12 protein-coding genes and 1 pseudogene are annotated in these 21752 nt (G+C 72.8%); 4 read left to right on the forward strand and 9 right to left on the reverse strand.

What is annotated here, in order from left to right; translation table 11 throughout:
* Nucleotides 1-2: 2 nt before the first annotated feature.
* The 4 genes and pseudogenes from manA to GV155_RS21085 form a co-directional block, all read right to left on the reverse strand.
* A complete protein-coding gene (manA, locus tag GV155_RS02505) occupies nucleotides 3-1232 on the reverse strand; it encodes a mannose-6-phosphate isomerase, class I (protein ID WP_160004938.1) in 1230 nt (409 codons plus the stop codon).
* 43 nt (nucleotides 1233-1275) lie between these two features.
* Nucleotides 1276-2280 (reverse strand): sulfite exporter TauE/SafE family protein, encoded by a 1005-nt coding sequence (locus GV155_RS02510; protein ID WP_160004940.1) that lies wholly within the window; start codon nucleotides 2278-2280, stop codon nucleotides 1276-1278.
* A gap of 13 nt (nucleotides 2281-2293) precedes the next feature.
* On the reverse strand, nucleotides 2294-4120 hold a 1827-nt coding region (gene cysC, locus GV155_RS02515), incomplete at its 5' end, for an adenylyl-sulfate kinase (RefSeq protein ID WP_236553872.1).
* A 1-nt stretch (nucleotide 4121) separates the two neighbouring features.
* Nucleotides 4122-4669 (reverse strand): annotated as a pseudogene (locus GV155_RS21085) (DUF222 domain-containing protein); the annotation flags it as partial.
* Nucleotides 4670-5104: 435 nt separating this feature from the next.
* On the opposite strand from GV155_RS21085, the gene GV155_RS02520 reads away from it, so the two are divergent.
* The 4 genes from GV155_RS02520 (at nucleotide 5105) to GV155_RS02535 (ending at nucleotide 14177) form a co-directional block, all read left to right on the forward strand.
* Complete coding sequence (locus GV155_RS02520) at nucleotides 5105-5374, forward strand: hypothetical protein (protein WP_160004944.1); 270 nt, start codon at nucleotides 5105-5107, stop codon at nucleotides 5372-5374.
* Between the two features lie 95 nt (nucleotides 5375-5469).
* Nucleotides 5470-8340: a hypothetical protein gene (locus GV155_RS02525; protein WP_236553874.1), complete on the forward strand. Its 2871-nt coding sequence runs from the start codon at nucleotides 5470-5472 to the stop codon at nucleotides 8338-8340.
* The gene (locus GV155_RS02530) at nucleotides 8337-9653 is read left to right on the forward strand and encodes an ABC transporter substrate-binding protein (protein WP_160004948.1); all 1317 of its coding nucleotides are present in this window, start codon (nucleotides 8337-8339) and stop codon (nucleotides 9651-9653) included. Before GV155_RS02525 ends, GV155_RS02530 begins: the two co-directional genes overlap by 4 nt.
* Before the next feature lie 54 nt (nucleotides 9654-9707).
* Complete coding sequence (locus GV155_RS02535; protein ID WP_160004950.1) at nucleotides 9708-14177, forward strand: FtsK/SpoIIIE domain-containing protein; 4470 nt, start codon at nucleotides 9708-9710, stop codon at nucleotides 14175-14177.
* Between the two features lie 3 nt (nucleotides 14178-14180).
* Here the strand turns inward: GV155_RS02535 and GV155_RS02540 are convergent, their stop codons facing one another.
* From GV155_RS02540 to GV155_RS02560, 5 genes are all read right to left on the reverse strand, one after another.
* The gene (locus GV155_RS02540) at nucleotides 14181-15005 is read right to left on the reverse strand and encodes a hypothetical protein (protein WP_160004952.1); all 825 of its coding nucleotides are present in this window, start codon (nucleotides 15003-15005) and stop codon (nucleotides 14181-14183) included.
* Nucleotides 15002-15526 (reverse strand): DUF3592 domain-containing protein, encoded by a 525-nt coding sequence (locus GV155_RS02545; RefSeq protein ID WP_160004954.1) that lies wholly within the window; start codon nucleotides 15524-15526, stop codon nucleotides 15002-15004. The genes GV155_RS02540 and GV155_RS02545 overlap by 4 nt, the downstream gene beginning before the upstream one ends.
* A gap of 2 nt (nucleotides 15527-15528) precedes the next feature.
* Nucleotides 15529-15726 (reverse strand): hypothetical protein, encoded by a 198-nt coding sequence (locus tag GV155_RS02550; RefSeq protein ID WP_160004956.1) that lies wholly within the window; start codon nucleotides 15724-15726, stop codon nucleotides 15529-15531.
* A complete protein-coding gene (locus GV155_RS02555) occupies nucleotides 15723-16175 on the reverse strand; it encodes a DUF3592 domain-containing protein (RefSeq protein WP_160004958.1) in 453 nt (150 codons plus the stop codon). The genes GV155_RS02550 and GV155_RS02555 overlap by 4 nt, the downstream gene beginning before the upstream one ends.
* A 110-nt stretch (nucleotides 16176-16285) precedes the next feature.
* Entirely contained in the window at nucleotides 16286-21670 is a 5385-nt protein-coding gene (locus tag GV155_RS02560; protein ID WP_160004960.1) for a DUF6531 domain-containing protein, read from the reverse strand.
* Nucleotides 21671-21752 lie beyond the last annotated feature (82 nt).

Raw genomic sequence — 21752 nt, forward strand, 5'->3', positions numbered from 1 at the left:
GGTCAGCCGGGGACGTAGCCGCAGGCGGCGCGGCCGGCCACCTCGAACGATCCGTGGTCGGCCGGGACGAAGACACACTGGCCGCGGGTGAGGCGGAGGGTCCCGGACCGGGACCCGATTTCGCAAACGTCGTCGAGGGCCAGGACGATGTGTGGGCCGTCGCCGGCCGAGCGGATGGCGCCCCCGACGTCGAGCGCAAAGTCCTCTACAGGTGGCGTGAATTCCTTCAGGTCCTTCCCGTCATGCGCCGCCCACCGAGGCGCCGGGATCGGGGTGAAGTCCGTGACGTCCAGGAGCTCGTCCACGTCGCGGTGCTTGGGGGTCAGGCCCGCCCTCAGCACGTTGTCGCTGGCCGCCATGATCTCCACTCCGAAGCCGGAGGCATAGGCGTGCACGACACCGGCCCCGACGAACATGGCCTCACCGGGGGCGAGGACGACATGGTTGAGCAGCAGCGTCACAAGCACCCCGGGGTCGTCCGGGTAGTGCTCGACCAGCGAGGGGAGCAGCTCGAAGACCCGGATCGCCTCCCGCCGGACGACGGCCTCCTCGGAGTCCCGCTGACTGCGCGAGGATCCGAGGGATCGCTCCTGCTGGTGCCCTCGGGCTGCGGCGGCCTCCGCGGCCGCGACGAGCCCTGAGAGGACGTCGCGGACGACGTCCGGACTGGTCGTCATCATCTCGGTGACGAGCGCGCGGAGCGTCTGGCTCGGGAAGTTCGTCTCGAGCCGGCCGGCTGCGTCCTTCGCCCAGTCATGGTCGAGGAGGGCCAGCAGGGCGCTGGACCGGCCGACGTCACGGAACCCGGCCATCCCTTCGAACCTGGTCAGGGCGTAGATGAGCTCGGGCTTGTGCCACGGGTCCCGGTAGCTGCGCTCCGGTGCGTCGGCAGGGGTCCCCGACCGCTCCTCACGTCCGAACCCGAGCCGCGCTCTCTCTGCGGACGGGTGGACCTGGAGCGACAGCGGTTCGTTGACAGCGAGGATCTTCATCAGGAACGGCAGACGGGCCCCGTGGTCCGAGCACACCCGACTGCCGAGGAGGGCGACCGGGTCGGCAGCGATGGCCTCGTCGAGGCGGCGCCCGTCGGGCAGCAGCGACGGGTCACCGGCATGTGCCCCGATCCAGAGCTCGGCCTCGGGCCCGCCGCTCGGGTCACGTCCCAGGAACTTCGCGAGTCGACGATCAGAGCCCCAGGCGTAGTCGCGGACGGGGTTGGTCAGCAGGTACACCGGGGACACCTTCGTCGGGGTGGGCGTCAGGACACGGTGCAGGTTATTCGCCGGCGGTCGGTGTCGACCGCCGTGCTTCGGATCGGCCCGGATCCTCGAGATCAGCGATCGTCGGGGCTCCCATGAACGGCAGGCCCTGCTCCTTGCGAAGCAGGCCCCAGACGACCGGGACCAGGACGACCATGGCCAGGCCGATGCCGGCGACCAGCAGGGGCGAGGTCTCCTCGCGGCCCAGGGGCGCCCAGCCGGCCTTGTCGAGCAGTGCGACGCCTGACATGGTCAGCACCACGACGATCCCACGACGGATCAGCGACTGCGGGACGCGGGGGGCGATCTTGGCGCCGATGATGGTCCCGGGGACCGAGCCTAGGATCAGCGGGATGGTCAGGCCCCAGTCCAGGCCGTGGATGGCGATGTTAGAGATGGCCGCGGCCAGCACGAGCGGCACGGCCTGGACCAGGTCGGTGCCGACCAGCTTCACCGCGGACAGGCCGGGGTAGAGCATCAGCAGGGCGACCATGATGACCGAGCCCGAGCCGACGCTGGTGATGCCGACGAGGAGGCCGCCGAGCATGCCCACGAGCAGCGTGGGGATCGGCCGGATCTTTGGGTTGGGGTCGCCGCCGTCGTAACCGGCGCGGACCCGACGCAGGTTGATGTAGAGGCGGATGGCGTAGGTGCTCGCCGCCAGCAGCAGCGCGAACCCGATGGCCAGCTGCAAAGTGGTGTCGAGGTTTTCGGCGTCGGTGAACCGGCTGACGAGGTAGGGGCCGAGCAGCGCGGTGGGCACCGAGCCCAGCACCAGCCACTTGGCGAGCTTGAGGTTGGGCGAGCCCTCCCGGGAGTGCACGATCGCGCCGCCGGTCTTGTAGACCGCCGCGGCCGTGAGGTCGGCGGTGACCACGGCGGCGGTCTCGCCGACGCCGAGGAAGATCAGCGCCGGGGTCATCAGGGCCCCGCCGCCCATCCCGGTCAGCCCGACCACGATGCCGACGATGAAGCCCGCCGCCGCGATCGAGAAGAAGGCGGCGGTGATCAGGTCCTCCATGAGGGGTCCTCTCTCAGACCAGGCGCTCGACGGCGGCGGTGAGCAGCTCGTCGAGGTGGGCGGATGCGGCGGCGATGGCCTCGGGGCCACGTCGGTAGGGGTCCTGCACGTCCAGCGCCGGGTCGGCGTTGCCCCGGTGGCGACCGACCTGCTCGAGCAGGTCGCGCCCGCGCACGTCCTCGGGGAGGCGCCGGGCGGCCTCGACGAACTGGCCGAGGGTGTAGATCTTGCGGAACGCCGCCGGGTTGTCCTCGAGCAGCATCGTGCGGTGGTCGGCCTCGGCGGTCAGGACGAGGTCCGCGCTAGCGACCAGGTCGCGGCTGACGGGGCGGCTGGTGAACCCCGCCGGGTCCGCGGCGTGGGCGGTCAGCTCGGCGGCCATCTCGGGGTCCATCGGGTGCTGGTCGAAGCCGTGGGTGCCGGCGCTGGAGAAGCGGACGGGGGCGTTTTCGCCGAGAAGCTGGCGGGCGCGCATCTCCATGTAGGGGGAGCGGCAGATGTTGGCGGTGCAGACGAAAAGGACGTTGAGGGGTTCCTCGACCACCGGGTCTTGGTCTCGTGACGCTCGCTGCGCTCGCTCCTCGACCACCGGGGTGCCGGCGCGCTCCTCGACCACCGCGGTGCCGGCGCGCTCCTCGACCACCGTGGGGGCCGTCGCTTCCAACGCCTGGGGGATGAGGCCGGCGTCGTCGAGGGCGTCGAGGACGTCGTCGAGGGCGTCCTCGATGGTGCGGCCGGTGGTGTCGACGCGGACGTCGGCGTCCTCGGGCTCCTCGTAAGGCGAGGAGATGCCGGTGAACTCGGGGATCTCGCCGCGCCGGGCCTTGGCGTAGAGGCCCTTGCGATCGCGACGCTCGCACTCCTCCAACGGTGTGGCGACGTGGACGAGGAAGAAGGCGCCGCGCGCCTCGTCGACCATCGCCCGGACCTGCTGGCGGGTCTCGTCGAAGGGCGCGATCGGGCTGCACACCGCGACCCCGCCGTGACGGGAGATCTCGGCGGCCACCCAGCCGATCCGGCGGATGTTGGTCTCACGGTCGGCCTTGGAGAAGGTCAGGCCCGCCGAGAGGTGGCGGCGCACGACGTCGCCGTCGAGGCTGGTGACGCTCCGCTGGCCCGACTCCAGGAGCCGGTCCATCAGGGCCCGGGCGAGGGTGGACTTGCCGCTGCCGGACAGACCGGTGAAGAACAGTACGAGGCCCTGCTGGTCAGGAGCGGGCTGGTCCTGCTCGACGATCGCGGCGACGCGCTCGTCGAGCTCACCCGCGGCGCGCAGGCCATGCACCGCGTCGTCGCCCGCGTAGGTGGAGGTGACCTGGACGCCGAGGCGGTGGTCGGTCTCGGCGTCGCCGTGGGAGGGCAGCGGCACCGCGACGACCACCGCGTCGAGTCCCTCGGCCGCGGCCAGGGTGGCGCGGAGCAGCGCGACCGGCGACATCGGGGAGAGACCGGTGCCGCAGAGTGTCAGGAGCAGGACCGGGCCGAGCGCGGCCAGCTCCTGGACCTGCTCGACGGTCAGCGCGTCGGAGACCGGCACGACGGTGCGCCCGGCGTGCTGGGTGCGGACCTCGGCGGGGGAGAGGTGCAGGCGGCGGAAGGGGCCGTACTCGGCCCGCGAGAGCGGCTCGATCACACGGGAGCCGGCGGGCCCGCGGGTCGCCCGGGCCAGCGGCAGGCCCTCGGGGTCGACGAGCTCGACGACCCGGGCCTCCATCAGCGCGGCGGGCAGGTCGAGGGTCACCGGGCTGCCGGGCTCATTGAACCCTCGGAGCGGTGCCAGGGCGCCGGTGACGAGGAGCTCGAGGTCGTCGAGCTCTCGGGGCGTGGGGCAGTGCTGGGGNTCGATCTCTTCCCCGACCTCGGGTGCGATCAGGGTCAGGATGTGCGCGCCTAGCTGCTGGAGCACGACGGGGTCGAAGTCGGCCGCGTACGCGACCAGTGTCTCCTCGGCCTGGATGAGCAGGGCTGCGTCGAGGTCCTCGGGGAGGTCCTCCAACGCGTTCACGACAACGCGGACCTGGTCGGCGTTCATCGCCCCTGAGGCCAACGCGTCGCGGACCTTGGTCCAACGCGACTCCAACGCGGTCGCGAGCTTCACCTGGGCCGCGGTCACGTTCTTGCGGGACCTGGTGGCGTTCGCGGCCCAGACGCCGGTCGAGGTGCACCCGGTGTCGGAGCCGACCTGGACCTCGTCGGCGTGGGCGAGGACGGCGTACTCGTAGGCCGCGAGGCGTGACTTCAGCTCGGCCAGGGCCACGATGGTCTGGCGGGTGGTGGCGGCGTCTAACGCGAAAAGCGGCCGCTCCGCCAACGCCGTCACCGAGGCCGACAATGCGCGGACAGCACAGGGCACGGGGTGCCCGGTGGTGGTGTCCTCGGTGGTGGCCATGGATCAATCCAAGCACTCGCCGCCGACAGTCCTGGCCTGTTTCCACAGGTCAGAGGCGGTTCTGCACAACCGGGACGCCTACATTCGATCAAACGTTCAGTAACAGCTGCAGCGGGGGTCTCGTGACGCTCGCTGCGCTCGCTCCTCGACCACCTGCGGGTGAGGGTCTCGTGACGCTCGCTTCGCTCGCTCCTCGACCACCTGCGGGTGAGGGTCTCGTGACGCTCGCTTCGCTCGCTCCTCGACCACCTGCGGGTGAGGGTCTCGTGACGCTCGCTTCGCTCGCTCCTCGACCACCGGGGTCCTGGGTCTCGTGGCGCTCGCTGCGCTCGCTCCTCGACCGCCGGGGGTCTGCGCTCGCTCCTCGACCACCGTGGCTGCGCTCGCTGGGCTCAATCGCCGGGCATTGGGTCGGTCGTGCCGCATGATCAAGCCATGAGTGCCCCCGAGCCCCAGGCGACCCCTCCGTCACAGCCCCCCTCGCCCGCGCAGTCGTCCGCGTTCCCGAGCGTCGTCTACCTCGTCGTCACCGGCGTGGTCGCGGTGATCGGGCTCGGCCTGGCCTTCGCCGCGGTGGTGCCCTCGATCGTGGGCGTCATCTCCATGCTGCCGCTCCTGGTGGGGCTCCAGCAGATCGGCGTCCGCAAGCGGGCGGAACGGCAGGAGAAGAAGGTCCGGGAGGCGCGGGACGCCGATCTTGGTTGAAGCCTCAATGAGCCTCTGACCTGGGACGACGCCCCGGTCTAGTCGGTCGGACAGGACCATGGTTGTTCATGCGCGGGTCTCTGGTCCTAGGCCTTATGCTATGGCCGCCGCGAGGCACGTCATGGGGTTGTCTCACGTCCGCGAATCCGCAAGGTGGCTACATGTTCCAGTCCTTCCCGTCCGCACGGACGGCGACGCACCGCGCCCGCAAGCCCCTGGTCGGCCTCGTCGCCGCCGTGGCTGTCGCCTCGCTGATCGGCTCGTCGTCGACGCCAGGGCTGGTCTCCGTGGCCGACTCTGAGCTCCCTGTCTCCCCGGGTGACCGCGTGCTGCAGTCGGTCGAGATCGCGATGGGCCCCGACGGCACGCTCACCGCGGTCGACGGGACCACGGTGACCGCGTCGGCCGACGGCGAGAGCGCCGACAGCACCACGCAGGCGTACTCGCCCGACGACGTGGTCAGCGACCTCCCGGTCCGCGTGCTCACCTCTTACCGCACCGCGGACGGCTCCGGGTCGGACCTCTCCGACCTCGAAGGCTACGACGGTCAGGTGCAGGTCGACGTCACGGTCCAGAACCTGACGGTCGAGGCGGAGGACATCACCTACGACGTCCCTGGCGGCTCCCGTACGCGCCCGGCCCTCGTCGGCGCCCCGCTGACCATCGTGGCCTCGGCCGACCTCGGCGGCACCGACCCCGCCCGGGTCGTGACGCAGTCCGCCGGCGAGGACAGCGTGACCAACGGCGTGCTCAGCAAGGGCGCCGACGGCGCGACCCAGGTGCAGTGGGCCACGATCCTGGCCCCGCCGCAGCTGAGCTCCAGCGCCACGCTGAGCCTGGTCGTCGACGCCAAGGACTTCAGCGCCCCGGCCTTCGACCTGAGCGTCCAGCCCGGCCTGGTCACCGACCCGTCGGTGGGCGCGCTGGTGGAGAACGCCTTCAACCCCGCCGCCTCCGAGGAGCTCGCCCTCCAGGAGCGCACGGTCGAGGTCGTCGGCAACGTGAACGAGGTGCTGGCCGAGGCCGGTGACTCGATCTCCGCCGTGCGGGAAAGCCTGAACTCCACCACCGAGACCCTCGGCCAGAAGACGGTGGGCGACCTCCGGGCCAGCATCACCGGTATCTCCGACTCGATGGAGGCCCTCGACGGCACCGTCACCAGCCTCGGCGACGGCATCTCCTCGGCACTGGAGACCACCGGTTCCTCCTCCCTCACCCAGCTCGAGTCGACCGTCGCGTCCGTCGACGCGCTGCTCGGTGACACCACCGGCAAGCCGGGCACCGCGACCGTCACGGGTGGCGGGTGCAGCACGACCGTCAGGACCGGGACCGGCGCTGGCAGCGTGTACGACAGCCTGCTGCGTGTGGCCGGCACGCTCAACGGGTACGCCTCGGCGAGTGATGCCTGCAAGGAGGCGCTGAAGAACAGCCTGGCCAACGCGCTCGGGCCCGACCTCACTGGTCTGAACGCTGACGCAGTCGCTGACAAGTGCCGTGCCTCGACTGAGTCCAACCCGAACCAGCTCGCGGACTCGGTCACCTGCTCGCTGAGCGCTACCAAGACCCGCTTCTCCGAGGCCGCGGAGAACATCCGCGGCACCCTCCGCGGTGACGCGAACAACCCCAATGACGGCGTCCTGGACAAGCTGAAGACAGACGAGATCACAGGTGCTCTCAACGACCTCGACACAGTCGTCAAGCCCGATGGCTCCTTGAATGCGACGCTCAAAGCCCTTGAAGACGCGAAGGGCAGGTACGCCGAGGGCGAGGTCGTCAACTTTGTCGACGTCTACACCGCTCTCGGACGACTCTCGACCGAGCGTGGCGCGGTCTCGCAAGCCGTTGCAACCCTTCACGGTGTTGCCGGTCAGAACAGGGAGGCGGATCTTCAACTGATCAAGGACGTCTGCAACTTGGCTGCACCCGACGCGACCAATGTTCAGCCAGGGCAACTCAGCATCGCCCAAGTGGACATGTTGCGAGTGCAACTCACTGACGCCTCTTGCGAGTCAGTCGAAGCCGACGAGGATGTCACTGTTCGCGGATGGGACGCAGTTCTCGCGGCCACCGACTTGGAGATAAAGACCGGTGAAGGAATCGGGCCCGCCCTCGAGAGGTCGAGGGTTGCTTACGGTGACGTTGAGGCTGCTGTCGAGATCGCCGAGAGTGCTGTCAACTCGCAGTCGGAGAACCCGGACGTCAAGACCGTCAGGGACAGCCTGAACGCCTTGATCGGCGGCATCGCAGACCTTCGCGCGGCCCGTGATGACATCGGGACAGCCGCGACCAATCTTCGTTCCGGCTTGGACGGTGCCGAGGCCACACTGACCGGCGCGATTGAAGGGGCCGCAAGTACCACGGAGGACGCTGGCGCGAACGCCATCGATCCCGCCATCAAGCAGGTAGGCGAGAAGACTGAACAGGCGCAGCGCGAGGTCCAAGACGCATTCACCCGCTCCAAGAACGGCATGCGCGCCGCCGCCGACGGCATCGCTGCCGACGGCCGCGCCGCGATCAACGAGCAGAAGGCCGGCCTGGCCACGACCTCGAAGGAGTCGACGTCCGAGATCGAGTCGAACGTCCGTCAGGGCCTCGACCTCATCGCCGACACGGTGTCGGCCTCGACGCGCAACACCGACGCCGCCGGCAAGCTGCTCACCGCCGACCTCACCAAGGTGCTGCTCGACCTCGGTGACCCCGAGGTCGAGGGGGCCGGGCTGCTCGGCACGCTCGGCGCCAACGCGGGCGACGCCCGAGCGGCCGACTTCCAGCTGGCGCTGGCCGCGCGGACGGCGTCCTCCTACGCCAACGCGCGGGGGCAGGACATCGGCGGGCTGATGCTGCGCCAGGCGCAGGCCGAGGCGGCCTTCAAGCGCCAGGCCCAGCTGCAGGCCTTCCAGGTCGACGTGCCCGACGGTGTCGAGCGCCGCACGGTCTACTCGTTCCACCTGGCTGCCGGGCAGTGAGCGTGCGGTCGTCGCGTCGGTGGGCAGCCCTGCCCGCAGCAGCCCTGCTGGCCCTGACCGTCACCTCCTGCTCGGGCGACGACCCCGAGCCGGAGGAGGAGACGGCAGGGTCGAGCGCGGCGCCGGCTGCGCCGGCGACGGTGCCCCTCGAGGCCGAGGGGCTTCCCGAGGGCGCTGCCGTCGGGGTCGTGGTCAGCCTGGCCTCGGCCGGTGACTCCGGTGCCCAGTGGAACGAGGCGGCCGAGGGTGCCGAGGTGGCGGCCTACCGTCTCGGCCTCGGTGGCACGCCCGTCGACGTCGTCGCGGCCGACGACCGCGGCACGATCGACGGCGCGGCCCAGGCCGTCCGGGACCTGGCCGACCAGGGCGTCGCGGGCATCGTCGTGGCCTCCTCCGGCCCGCACGTCAGCGGTGCGGTGGACGCCGCGGTCGAGACCGGCGTGCCCCTGCTGATGCCCTACGCCCCCAACCCGTCGCTGCCCGACGGTGCGCCGGTGTGGCTCACCGGCCCGTCCCAGACGACCATCACCGACGAGCTGACCCGTGCCATCGGCGCCGCGGGCGTCTCCAAGCCCGTCCTGGTCGACGCCGGAGGTGGCGAGCTGCCCACGCTCGCCCCGGCCGCCCAGCGTGCCCTCGCCGTCACCGCGCCGGTCAGCGCCGCCGACCGGTTGTCGACCGAGATCGCCCGGCTGGCCGACGCCGCCGAGGTCGACTCCGTCGTCGTCACCGGACCGGCCGCGCGCCAGGCCGTCATGGTCCGCGCGCTCCAGGGCTCCGCGGTCTCCTTGCCGGTGTTCCTCTCACCGGACGCGCTGAGCCCGGTGCTGGCCCGCGACCTCGTCGAGGCCGACGGCAGCCTCTCCTCGGAGATGGTCACCGTCGGCGAGGAGGCCAGCGACGTCGCGGCCCTCTCGCCCGGCGCGACCGGCGAGTCGCTCTCGGCGTACTTCGCCGCCGTGCGCGCCGCGGCCGCCGACCCGGCCGTCGAGGACTTCTTCGACGGCGAGCCCTTCGCCACCATCGCCGGCAGCGCCGACACCCGCAGCCACGACGCGGTCGTCGCCCTCGCGCGCGCCGCGGCGGCGGCCGGCAGCACCGAGCCCGGCGCCGTCGCCGACGCGCTCGGCGGCCTCCGGCTCGGCCGCGGTGACGGCCTCACCGGCTCCGGTCTCGACTTCACCTCCCAGCGGGCGCTGCCCGCCGACCAGGTGGTCGCCCTCCAGGCCACCTCGCAGGACCCGGGCGTCCGCCCGGTGTCCGGCTCCGCCCCGGCACCCCGCCTCTTCTGGTTCGCGGTGCCGCGCGGCTGACCCCGTCGTACGCCGGTCCGCCCGGCGCCCCGACCGACCCCAAGGAGACCGCCCGTGCGCGTGACCATCGACGTCGACGGAACCCCCCACGACGTGGAGCTGGCGCAGGCCGCCGGTACGGCGACCATCGCTGACCTCGTCGAGCAGGTCTGCGGGCAGCTGCTCGCCGCGGCCGACGAGGTGTGGGTCGACGAGCGCCGCCACGTCGCGGAGGACCGCCTTGCCGACGTGACCCTGCTCGAGGGCTCGCGGATCGGACGGGACGCCCTGTCCCGCACCGCGCCGACCACGTCGTGGACCGCCACGGTCTCCGGTGGCCTCGACTCCGGCCGCGTCGTGCCCCTGCCTCGCAACCGCCCGCTGACCATCGGCCGGGCGCCCCTGGCCGACATCACGGTCGACTCGGCGAGCACCTCGTGGAATCACGCGAGCCTGACCCTGGAGGAGGACGGCGTCCGCGTGCGTGACGTCGGCTCCACCAACGGCACCTTCGTCGAGGGCGAGCGCGTCGAGACGCTCGCCGAGCTCGAGGCCGCGGCCGCTGCGGAGGCGGAGGAGGCCGCGAAGGCCGAGAAGACCGGCGTGGCCGCCAAGGTCTCGGGGCTGCGCCGCAAGGACGACGACACCGAGGAGCCGGAGCCGCTCGTCGACGGGGTCCTGGTCTCCGAGGAGGCCGTCGTGCTGGTCGGCGGCGCGGCCCTGACCCTGCGCCGCAGGGCCGCCGAGCCGCTGGCCCCCGCGCCGGGCTCGCTGAACAACCTGACGCCGTCCGGGACGGCGCCGTTCAACCGCCCGCCCCGCCCCGGCCGGCCGTCGGCGCCGGAGGACATCACCCCGCCGGCCAAGAAGGACGACCCGCCCCCGAGCCGCTTCCCGCTGGCCACCGTGATCGGGCCGCTGGTCCTGGCGGTCGCCATGGTCTTCGTGATGGGCAGCGCCCGCTACGCCCTGATCGCCGGGCTCAGCCCGATCCTCGGCATGGGCACCTTCTACGAGCAGAAGCGCCGCCGCACCAAGGACATCGAGGACGAGGAGGTCCGCTTCGCCGAGGCGCTGGAGACCTTCTCCTCCGACGTCGCCGAGGCCGCCGCGGCCGAGCGGGCGCGGCGTCGCGCCGAGCTGCCCGACCCGGCCACGACCATCCGGCGCGCCGCCCTGCCCTCGACGCTGATGTGGCAGCGGCGCTTCTCGGCCGACGACTTCCTCAAGCTGAACGCGGGCGTGGGTGACGTCGGCTGGGCGCCGCCGATCGACGACTCCTCGAACGGCAAGCGCCTCGACGACGCGGCCAAGAATACGATCCGCGCCAGCATCCTGGGCTCGGCCCCGGTCGAGGTCGACCTCGGCAACGCCGGCGTCGTCGGCATCGTCGGCGACCGCGAGGGCGCCCTGGCGGTGGCCCGCGGGCTGGTCGCCCAGGCCGCGGTCCACGTCGGCCCGGCCGACCTGACCATCGGCGTCTTCTGCGACCGCGGCCGGGACACCGACTGGTCCTGGACCCAGTGGCTGCCCCACAGCCGCCAGCTCGGTGACGCCTCCGGCGGGCACTGGCTCTCCGACGACCGCAGCCGCAGCGAGGCCATGCTGCGCGGGCTGCGCGACAACGTCGACCGCCAGCCGACCCCGGCCGTGCTGCTGGTGCTGGACTCTGACGTGCTCCTCGAGGGGCGCAACGCCCCCGCTCGTACGCTCCTGGGCCACGGCCGCAGGCTGAGCGCGACCAGCCCGGTCAACGTGAACCAGCGCGAGGTCCAGGTCAGCGGGATCGTCGTGGCCTCCTCCCACGAGCAGCTCCCGGCGTCGTGCACGGTCGTGCTCGAGGTGCAGCCCGACGCCCTCGGCACGGCCACCCGCCCCGACGACCTCACCACCGTCGACGACGTCGTCCTGGCCGGGCTCGACCTGGCCACGGCCCGTCGCTGCGCCCTCGACCTGGCCCGCTTCGACGACCCCGAGCTGGTCGTGCCCGGCGCTGCGCTGCCCTCGATGGTGCGCCTGCCCCCGCTGCTGGGCATCGAGGAGATCAGCCGCGAGGCGATCCGCGACGCCTGGCGCACCTCCACCCGGATCAAGGCCCCGATCGGGGTCGGCGAGACCGGCGGCTTCGAGCTGGACCTGGTGCGCGACGGGCCGCACGGCCTGGTCGGCGGGACCACGGGCTCGGGCAAGAGCGAGTTCCTGCGGTCCCTGGTCGCGGGCCTGGCCGCACGCACCGACCCCACCCGGCTGACCTTCATCCTGATCGACTTCAAGGGCGGCGCGGCCTTCGCGGCGTGCGAGCGCCTGCCCCACACGATCGGCACCGTCAGCAACCTCGACGCCCAGCTGGCCGACCGTGCGATCCGGGCCCTCGAGGCCGAGATGCGCTACCGCCAGGAGATGTTCGCGGCTGCGGGCGAGGGCGTCGACAACCTCGACGCCTACCTGGCCACCAACCCCGCCGAGCCGATGCCCCGGCTGCTGCTCGTGGTCGACGAGTTCGCGATGCTGGCCAAGGAGTACCCCGACGTCCTGTCGTCGCTGGTCAGCGTCGGCGCGGTTGGTCGTACCCTCGGCGTCCACATGATCCTGGCCACCCAGCGCCCTGCCGGCGTGGTCAACGAGGACATCCTGGCCAACACCAACCTCCGGGTCGCCCTGCGCGTGCAGAGCAAGGAGGACTCCAGCAACGTGATCGGCGTGCCGACCGCCTCGGCGATCGGCCGCACCCAGATGGGTCGCGCGTTCGTCAAGCTCGGCCAGGACGACATCACCCCCGTCCAGACCGCGCTGGTCACCGGCCGCGCCCAGGCCCAGTCCTCCACGGTCGTCGAGGCGCACCCGCTCGGCTTCGGCGTGACCCTGACGCCCGAGAAGGTCGAGGTCGACGACAAGGACGCGCCGACCGACCTCGACCTGCTCATCGACGCGATCGTCGAGGCCAACGACGAGCTCGGGTACGCCCCGCCGCGCCCGGTGTGGCCCGAGGCGCTGGGGGAGCGCGTCGAGCTCGACGGCCCGTTCGCGCCGGCGCCGACCGAGCCCGACCCGCACGGACCCGCGCCGCTGCCGGTGGTCGGGTCGCTGGTGGACGGTCGGGTGCTGTTCGCGGTCGCCGACGAGCCCGACCGGCAGTGCCAGGTGCCCGCCGGCTGGGACCTCGGCAACGGCAACGCGCTGATGATGGGCATCCCCGGCAGCGGCACCAGCACCGCGCTGGCCGCCATCGGGCTCACCTTCTGCGCGTCGTCCTCGCCCGACGACGTCGACGTGCTCGTGATGGACCTCGGCAGCCGCGACCTCGCCCCGCTCCGCGACCTGCCCCACGTGGTCGGGTACGTCGGGTCCGGTGCCGCGGCCCGCGAGGAGCAGGTGCGGCTGCTGAAGTACGTCCGCGCCGAGCTGGACCGGCGCCGCGCGTCGTCCGGGCCCTACCGCCGCCTGCTCGTCCTGATCGACGGCCTCGCCACGCTGAAGGACGAGTACGACGACTACGAGGGCATCCGGATGCTCGAGGGTCTCTACCGGGCCTGGACCGACGGCCCCGACCTCGGCATGCACTTCGTGGCCAGCACCTCGCGGGTCAAGGCCGTGCCGCCGGCGATCGACGAGGTGACCACGCAGAAGTGGCTGTTCCGCCTCGCCGACCAGTACGACTACTCCACCGCCGGGGTGCACCCGAAGCTCGCGCCGCCGCCGATCCCGGGCCGGTGCGTGCTCGCCGAGACCAAGCTCCAGACCCACGTGGCCACCCCGGCCGGCGGGCTGCAGGCCGCGGTCGAGGCGGTCCGGGCGAGCTGGACGGGCACGCAGCCCAAGGCGACGGTCATCGGCCGGCTCCCCGAGGTGGTCTCGGTGGCCGACCTCGGCGTGGGTGCCCGGATCGACACCGAGCCGATGCTGCTGCCGGTCGGGATCGCCGAGGCCGACCTCGGCGTCGCCGCGCTCGAGGTCTGGCAGGGCGAGCACGTGATGGTCGCCGGCCCCGCCCGCAGCGGGAAGTCGACGCTGCTGCTCGCGATGGCCGAGAGCATCCGTACGGCGGCCACCGCGGCCGGGACCCCGGTCGCGGTCTGGGGCGTCTGCGGGCGCCGCTCACCGCTGGCCGACGCCGGCCTCGACAAGGTGGCGGTGGGCGAGGACGACCTCGCCGCGCTGCTGGCCACCGCCCGGGTGCATCGCGGGCAGCTGGTGCTCCTCGTCGACGACGCCGAGCAGTTCGAGGACAAGGACCAGGCCATCGGCGGGCTGCTCGAGGCCAAGGTGCCGGGGCTGACCGTGATCGCGGCGGGGCGTTCCGACGACCTCCGCTCGATGTACAGCCACTGGTCCAAGACCGTGCGCAAGTCGCGCTGCGGGGTGCTGCTGATGCCGAACGTCGACTTCGACGGCGACCTGCTCGGCATCTCCTCGCTGCCGCGCAAGGCGCCCGTCGCGCTCACCGTCGGGCGCGGGTACGCCGCGACCGGCGGCGCGATCGGCCTGGTGCAGACCGTGAGCCCGACCCCGGCGCCCGTCGCCGGGGAGGCGGCGGTCGCCGGCTGAGGCTCACCGGTCGCGGTCGGTGACCTGCAGAGCCGGGGGGCGCAGCTCGCCGTCGGGGTCGTCGTCGGACCACGGGAGCGCAGGGTCGGCGCTGCCGTCGGCCAGGAAGGCCGTCACCGCCCCGATTGCGGGGTCGAGGGTGGTCGTCTGGTGTCGGCGCAGGTGGCCGTCGGTCTGGGCGATCCGGACCATCACCTCGCCGTCCGGTCTGCTGGTGGTGCCGAGGTGGCGCCACCGCGGCCGGCGTGCGGTGGTGTCCGCGCAGTGGTAGGTCGTCATCGCGCCGGCGGCGTCGCCGGCGACGTCGAGCCGTGCGGGTGGGCGGTGCAGGGTGACGACGGTGCGCGTGCGCCCGTCCAGGCGACGTACGGCGTCGAGGGCCGTCTCCGCGTCGGCGTCGTCGACCGCCACGTCCTCCTCATCGTCCTCCCACCGAGCGTGCACACGTCCGGGGCCGGGCGGGCCCGGAGCAGGTGACCGGACGGTCTGCTGGCGGCGGTACCGGACGCTCAGGGCGAGGGTGAAACCGAGGAACAACCCCGCGGGCGGGACCAGCGCGACGCCCCGGTCGAGGCCGAGCTCACCGGTGACGCCGGTCGACACGATGAACGCCACGACGAGCAGCGGCATGCCGAACCGAGGGACCAGCCCCGCCCCGAGCCCGACCAGGACCGCCGGCGCCAGCGTGACCGCCACGAGGGGAACCGGCACGTCCCGGACGAGGGCGAGGACCACGGCGCCCGCGGCCAGGCTTCCGTTCAGCAGGTACCCGAACCAGCCTGGGGCGAGCACCCGCTCGGTGCGGGCGGCTCGTCGCGGCGGAGTCACGGGCGCGGAGGCTCGTCGTACATCCCGGCCGGGCGGGCCTGGTCGGAGGGACGGGTCGTGCCGTCCGCCCGGGCGCGACGGCGGGCCAGCAGGCTCCGGACGAGCAGGACGAGGAGCAGCACCGCACCGAGGCCCGCGAAGATCGTGAGCCCGAGCGGCCCCTCGTCGGAGTCACCGGTCTCGGCCACATAGGGCGAGTCCGGGTCGTATCGGACCTCGACGGCGCTCTCGCCTCCGTCGGCCGGGCAGGCGCCGCCGACCCGGTCGGTGGTCTGCCACTCCCGCCCGTCGACCTCGAAGACGATCGTGCCGGAGCACCGCTCGCCGCCGGCGGAGAGGCTCTCGGTCTCGCCCGAGACGATCTCACCGGTCGTGGTGGCGCTCAGCGCACGCTCCTCCAGGACGCCCACCATGGCGGTGGCCACCCCGACGAGCGCCAACAGGAGGAGGAAGGCGAGGAGGGCAGGGGTGGCGCCGCGTCCCGAGAGGCGGGACCGACGGGTGTCGACCGCACGTGACACGACTACAGCGCACCTGCGACGTCGAGGGCCGGAGGTCGTTTGTCCTCGGTCCTGGCACTGCTTCGCCGGGCGTGCTCGGGAACCCGGGAGCCGGTGGCGGCGAAGTGCTCGCCCACGGCCAGGCTGCTGGTCATCAGGTGGCCGAACCAGCTCGGGGCCAGCACCCGCGCGGGGCGGGCGTCTCGACGGGGCGGAGTCATGGGCGGGGAGGCTCGTCGTACATTCCGGTGCGGGCGGTCGACGCTGAGGGGGCAGCCGAGCCGTCCGTCGTGGAGCGGCGGCGGGCCAACAGGTCGCGGGCCAGGAGCACCACAGTCAGGAGGAGGCCGGCGACGAACCCCCCGGCCACGACGAACGGAGCGGTGGGCAGGTCGCCCAGCTCCGCCTGCGGCGGGTACTCGGGGTCATAGCGCACGTTGATGGCGCTGCCGATCTCCGGGCACTTCTCGGAGCGGAACTGCTGGACGTCGAGCTCCTGGCCGTCGACGGCGTAGGAAGCGGAGACGTCGCACTGTGCCACCCGCGTGGAGTCCCCGCGCTGCTCCACGTCGGTCACCTCGCCGGTGGTCGAGGCAGACAGCGACAGACCCGCCAGCGCTCCGGTCAGCGCCGCCCCGCCACCGACCAGGAGGACGATCGTCAGCACCACGAGGGCCCCCGTCGTAGCGCGTCGTGGCACACGTCGCGAGGGGGCGTTTCCACGCGCGCCCCGGCGACGCCCGTCGCCCGTCGGTGTCGGTCCTGCCCCCGGTGAAGCGGTCACGGCTCGAATCTGTCGTCGGCGTACCGGTCGGCCATGGCGGTGACCGGAGTGTCGGCGCCCTCGCCCCCCAGGCCGGCGAGCCAGGGTCGGCCTGGGGTGGGCAGGGCACGACGGCCGCCGGTGCTGAGGTCGGGGGGCAGGAGGTCGCTCCCGGCACGTCCGAACCCACCGGCGGTGCTGGCGCCGGCGCCCTTGAACGCCGCCTTGTCGAAGTCGACCTCACCGCTGGTCAGGAGGTCCTGGGTGGCCGATCCGGCGAACCCGCCGGCCCCGTCGATCAGGCCAGACGGTGCCTCCCGTGCCACGACTCCGCTGAGGCCGGACCGGTGGGTGGTGCCGAGCCATGACGCCGCCCGGTCTCCCAGGGGTCCGGAGAGGCCGTTGGCGCCACCGCTGAGCGTGCCGCCCAGGAAGGCCCCGGTGGTGCCGTTCCAGGTCACGTCCTCACCGGAGACCAGGTAGCTGGCGGTGTTTCCCACCCCACCGATGGCGGCGTTGCCGGCGACGTTGATCGTCAGGGCCTTCGTGGTCGACATGGCACCAGTCTGGACCGCCGCCTTCATCGGCGCCGTCACGTATGTCCCGAACCCGGCGGTCGCTCCACCGATCAGACCGGACACAGCGACCTGCTTCCAGTTGACCTCGCCGGTGGTTGCCTTCTGGATGATGGTGTCGGCACCTGCAGCGATCAAGGCCATGCCGGCCGGCCCGCCGACGCCCGTCGCGATCATGACGCCACCGGCCAGCACCATCGCCCCGCCTGCGAGGTACTCCCAGTTGTCAGCCGTCCAGTCCGCGACGTGCTCACCCCACCCCTTGTTCGCCTCACTCCACGCGGCGAGGTCGGCATCCGTCATCGGGCTCAGCCCGAGCGGGTCCAGTGCGTGCAGCGGGTCGTTGCCGGCGTAGGAGTAAGGGTTGCCGGCCCAGGCCGCCCCGGCGACCGGTTCCACCGGGTCGGGCGTGAGGAAGGCGCGGGTGTCCTGGTCGTAGACCCGGGCGCCGAGCCACTCCAGCCCGGCCACGACGAGCTCGCCCGCGGCGCCGACGCTGACACCGTGGGTCACCTGGGCTGCGGAGGACGGTTGCCAAGGATCGGTACCGGAGCGGGCCTCCCGCCAGCCAGGGGAGCTCCAACCGTGGGGTGAGGCTCCGCCCACCCCGGTGAGGGGGCCAGCGTCGACGACCACGGCAGCCCCCACCTGGACGGGCCCACCGGCGAGCCGGGCCGAGTCCCAGAAGACGGGCACACCGTCCACCTCGGCGAGCTCGCCGAGCGCGTCCACCCGGAGGCTGGTGCGCTCGGTCGTCCCGTCGGCGGCGGTCCGGGTCAGCGAGGCCATCCCGCCGGCCTCCCAGACGTACTCGTCCAGCGATCCGTCGCTAGTCCGGCGCTGCAGCCTGCGGCCGGCGCCGTCGTAGGTGTACGCGGTGACCGAACCACCGGTGCGGCTGCTGACGAGCTGCCCCGCGGCGTCGTAGACCCGCTCGACGGTGCCACCGTTCGCGAGGTCCTCGGTGACGAGCCGGCCCGCCGCGTCGTAGCGCCATCTCCTCGAGATCGCACCATCGCCGGCGGCGACCAGTTGGCCCGCAGCGTCGTGCTCGTAGCGCGTCCGGTCCCCGTCGCGGACGATCCCCACCACCCGCCCGTCGTCGTCACGCACGACCTCCGTGCGTCGGACGGCGCCGTCGGCGTGGCGGGTCTCGTGGGCCGCGACCTGGCCGCCTGCGCCGCGCTCCCACCGGTGCGACGTCCCGTCGGCCTCGGCGCTTGTCACGCGCCCGGCCGGGTCGCGCTTCAGCACGACCCGGCCCAGGACCGGGTGCTGGACGTCGACGACCCGGCCTGCAGCGTCGCGCTCGTACCGGGTGGTGCTCCCGTCCGGTGCCGTGATCGCGGCGACACGGCCCTCAGCGTCGCGGTCCCAGCGCACGGACAGCCCGTCGCGGCTCCGCTCGACCAGGAGGCCCCGGGGGTCCCAGGCCAGCTCGTGCACGTGCTCGCGACCGGGTCCGTGCTCCACGATCCTGGTGCGACGGCCCCGGTGGTCCCTCTCCGTTCTCGACGAGGTCCGCTCCCCTACCTGGAAGGAGTCGGGGAGACCGGCGGCGTCGTAGGTCCATCCGACGCGCCCACCCGTCGGGTCGGTCCGCTCGACGGGACGGCCGGCAGCGTCGTAGGTGAAGCGCACCTGGCGTCCGAGCGGGTCGGTCCGCTCGACGAGCCGACCGGCCTCGTCGTAGGCGTAGGTGCTCCTGCCGCCCAGGGGATCGATCGCGGAGACGACGCGGTCGGCGTCGTCGTGGGCGTAGCGGGTGGTCCCTCCGCGAGCGTCCACGGCCTCGACCACCCGGTCGGCGGCGTCACGCACGAAGGTGCGACGGCCGAAGCGCGGGTCGTGCACGGAGCGGACACGGCCGGCCGCGTCGCGCTCGACACGGGTGGTGCCGTGGCCGGGGACGCGGCGTCGGACCACGCGACCCATCGCGTCGTAGTCCACCTCGATCCGGGTGCCGTCGGCCAGGACCTGGACGACCACGCGACCGGCCAGGTCACGCTCGAGCACCGTTCGTCCGCCGTCCTCGCCGACCACGGCGACCAGTCTCCCGCACCGGTCGTGCTCGAACCGCCGTCTCCCGCCGGAGGCGGAGACGAGCTCGACGACCCTGCCGCCGGCGTCGCGCACCATGCGGGTCACGGCTCCGGTCTGGTCGACGCGTTCCACGACGCGACCGCAGCGGTCGTAGCGGGTCAGCGTGGTCGAGCCGTCCGGCTCCGTCGTGGACTCGACCCGGCCCAGGCGGTCGAGGCGGAGGCCGGCAGTGCTCCCCGCGTCATGAGCCGTGACCTCACCCGAGGCCCGGTCCAGGTGGGCGTGCTGCGCGACGCCGGTGGGGTCGTCGACCCGGGTGAGCATGCCGACCTCGTCGTGGTGCCTGCCCCAGGTGGCGCCGGTGGGGTCGGTCGTCTCGACCAGGCGTGAGAGCGCGTCGTGCAGGAAGCGCCAGGTCGCGCCGTCCGGCAGCACCACGGTGGACAGGTTGCCCAGGTCGTCGTAGGAGCGTTCGGTGGCACGCCCGAGCGGGTCGACGAGGCGCTCGATCTGCCCGTGGTGGCCGCGCTCGACCTCGGACCGGGCGCCGGTGGCGTCGACCTGGGCGACGAGCCGTCCGGCGTCGTCGTGCTCGAAGCGTCGGACCGCACCGTCGGCGTCGCACCGTTCCTTCAGGAGCCCACGCTCGTCGTAGGTGTAACCGGTGCGATGGCCCAGCGGGTCGATGGCGGCGACGACGCGACCGGCACCGTCCCGCTCGAGGCGTGCCGTGCCGCCGTCGGCCGCGGTGATGGCCACGAGGTCGCCGTGGGCGTCGTGCGTGAAGGCGACCTCGACCCCGGTCGGGTCGACCAGGTGCGTCATCAGCCCCGCGCGCCACGTCATCCGGGTCTCCCCACCCTCGGCATCGACCAGGAGGGAGGGGGAACGGTCGTCGCCTTCGTAGTCGAGCCGGGTCGTGGCGTCGTCCGTCACGACCGCGGTGACGCGGTCGTCGTCGTCGAAGGCCCAGCGCAGGTCGGCGCCGCTCGGCAGCACGCGACGGATGAGGCGACCCCGCTCGTCGTGCTCGGAAACCGTGGTCGAACCGTCCCTCTCCGTCACCAGGACCCGGTTGCCCCAGGCGTCGTAGGAGAACGACTGACGGTGCTCGTGCGCGTCGACAGCACCCACCAGTCGGCCGCGCCGGTCGGAGACCCAGGTGTTCGACCGTGTGCCGTCCTCGTCGGAGACCACCGTCACCCGCCCCGGGAGGTAGGCGTAGCGACTGGTGCGCCCGAAGGGCGAGCGCTGGCTCGCGACGCGGCCACGCGCGTCGTAGGTGTTGTCCACCTCGACGACGCCGGCCTCGCTGGTCACGGTAGCCACCCGGCCCTGGTCGTCCCACCCGTAGGAACGGGTGCCCAGGACGCCGGTGGCGGCGACGAGCCGCCGCTGGTCGTCGTAGGTGTACGACACGGTGCGCCCGTCGCTGGCGCGGGCCTCGACGATGCGGTCGCCGGACCAGACGAGGTCGACGGCACGCCCACGGTCGTGACGCAGCCGGACCAGGCGGGACTCGACGTGCTCCAGGTGGACGCGGGCTCCCGACGGGTGGCGCAGGCTACGCAGGGCGCCGTCACGGCCGAGCTCCCATCGCGTCCCGTCGTTGCTGCGGACCACGTAACCGTCGCCGTCTCGGTCCAGCCAGAGGCTCTCGCCGGTGGCGCGGTCCCAGGCGTCGCCGAGGCGGGGGAACAGGACCTCGCGTCCGTCCGGCAGCACGAGAGCGGCGGACTCGTCGTCGAAGCGGACGTGGCTCTCGGTCCACGAGGACCACCCGGGCCCGAAGGCTCCGGTCGTCGTGCCAAGAGCGTTGTAGGTGCGACGGAGCACCAGGGTCGAGCAGCCGCCTGCGAAGGCGAGGTCGGTCTCGGTCTCGAGGAAGTTGCCGGTGGCGGTGTTGACCGGGTCGTCGGCGTAGCCCGACGTGGGTGCCTCGCCGATGATGCCGGGCGCGGGGATGGTCAAGTCCTGGCGCGTGGCGCTGACTCCGGCGGACCGGAGGGCCGCGCTCAGGGCGCTGTTGGACAGGGTGACGACGTCCCCCTCGCTGCCGGCGGCGGCGAAGGCCTGGGCGACGGCACTGGCCCAGTCGACGTCGTTGTCGTTCAGTTCCAGCCACGAGGAGAAGGCGTTGAGGACCTCGGTGGCCTCGAGCGAACCCCACTCGCACTTACCGACGAAGGCGTTGTAGTCGGAGCGGACCGTGTACAAGGAGGTCCGCTGGGCGACGTTCCGGTCGCCGCTCTGGGCAGCGAACGAGTCGAGGTCGGCCGGTCGGGCCGAAGATGTCGTGCCGCCGGCTCCACCCCCGGTCCCTGGGGTGGGCGTCTGACGGCCGCCGGGCGGCGGCGTGCTGACGGGCCGGTGCAGCTCGGGCTCGGGGCCCGGGGGCGGAGGGTCCTCGCTGCCCGGGGTGATGGCGTCCCAGACCTTCTCGGCGGCGTTGCGGTCCTTGCGCTCCTTGACCCAGGCCCGGGCCGCCTCACGGCGATCCTGCTCGGCCTGGGCCTTCTCCTTCAACGAGGCGGAGGCCAGGGCGATGTCCCTCAGCCGCTGCGCCAGCTCGTCGCCGTCTGACCGGGCCGTGCTGGCGTTGGTCTGGAACAGGACGGAGAAGAAGCCGCGGAACTCGACCATGGCGTGCGTGACCCAGAACGCCCGTCCGCCGGCCTGGCTCTCGATCAGGGAGGCCGCCGCGTTGGCGCTGGCGGTCAGCGCGTCGGCCTCGGACCAGCCGAACTTCACGTCGTCGTCGATACCGGAGAGCGGGTCGCCCATGTCGTCGTTCCTCTGCTCGAGCGTTGGTGTCGTGCGGCGTCTTTCGCGCCGGGTGGTGCGGGCACGGCGGACCGCCACCGCT

This window comes from Nocardioides sp. AX2bis, from assembly GCF_902506435.1.
Classification (GTDB): Bacteria; Actinomycetota; Actinomycetes; order Propionibacteriales; family Nocardioidaceae; genus Nocardioides.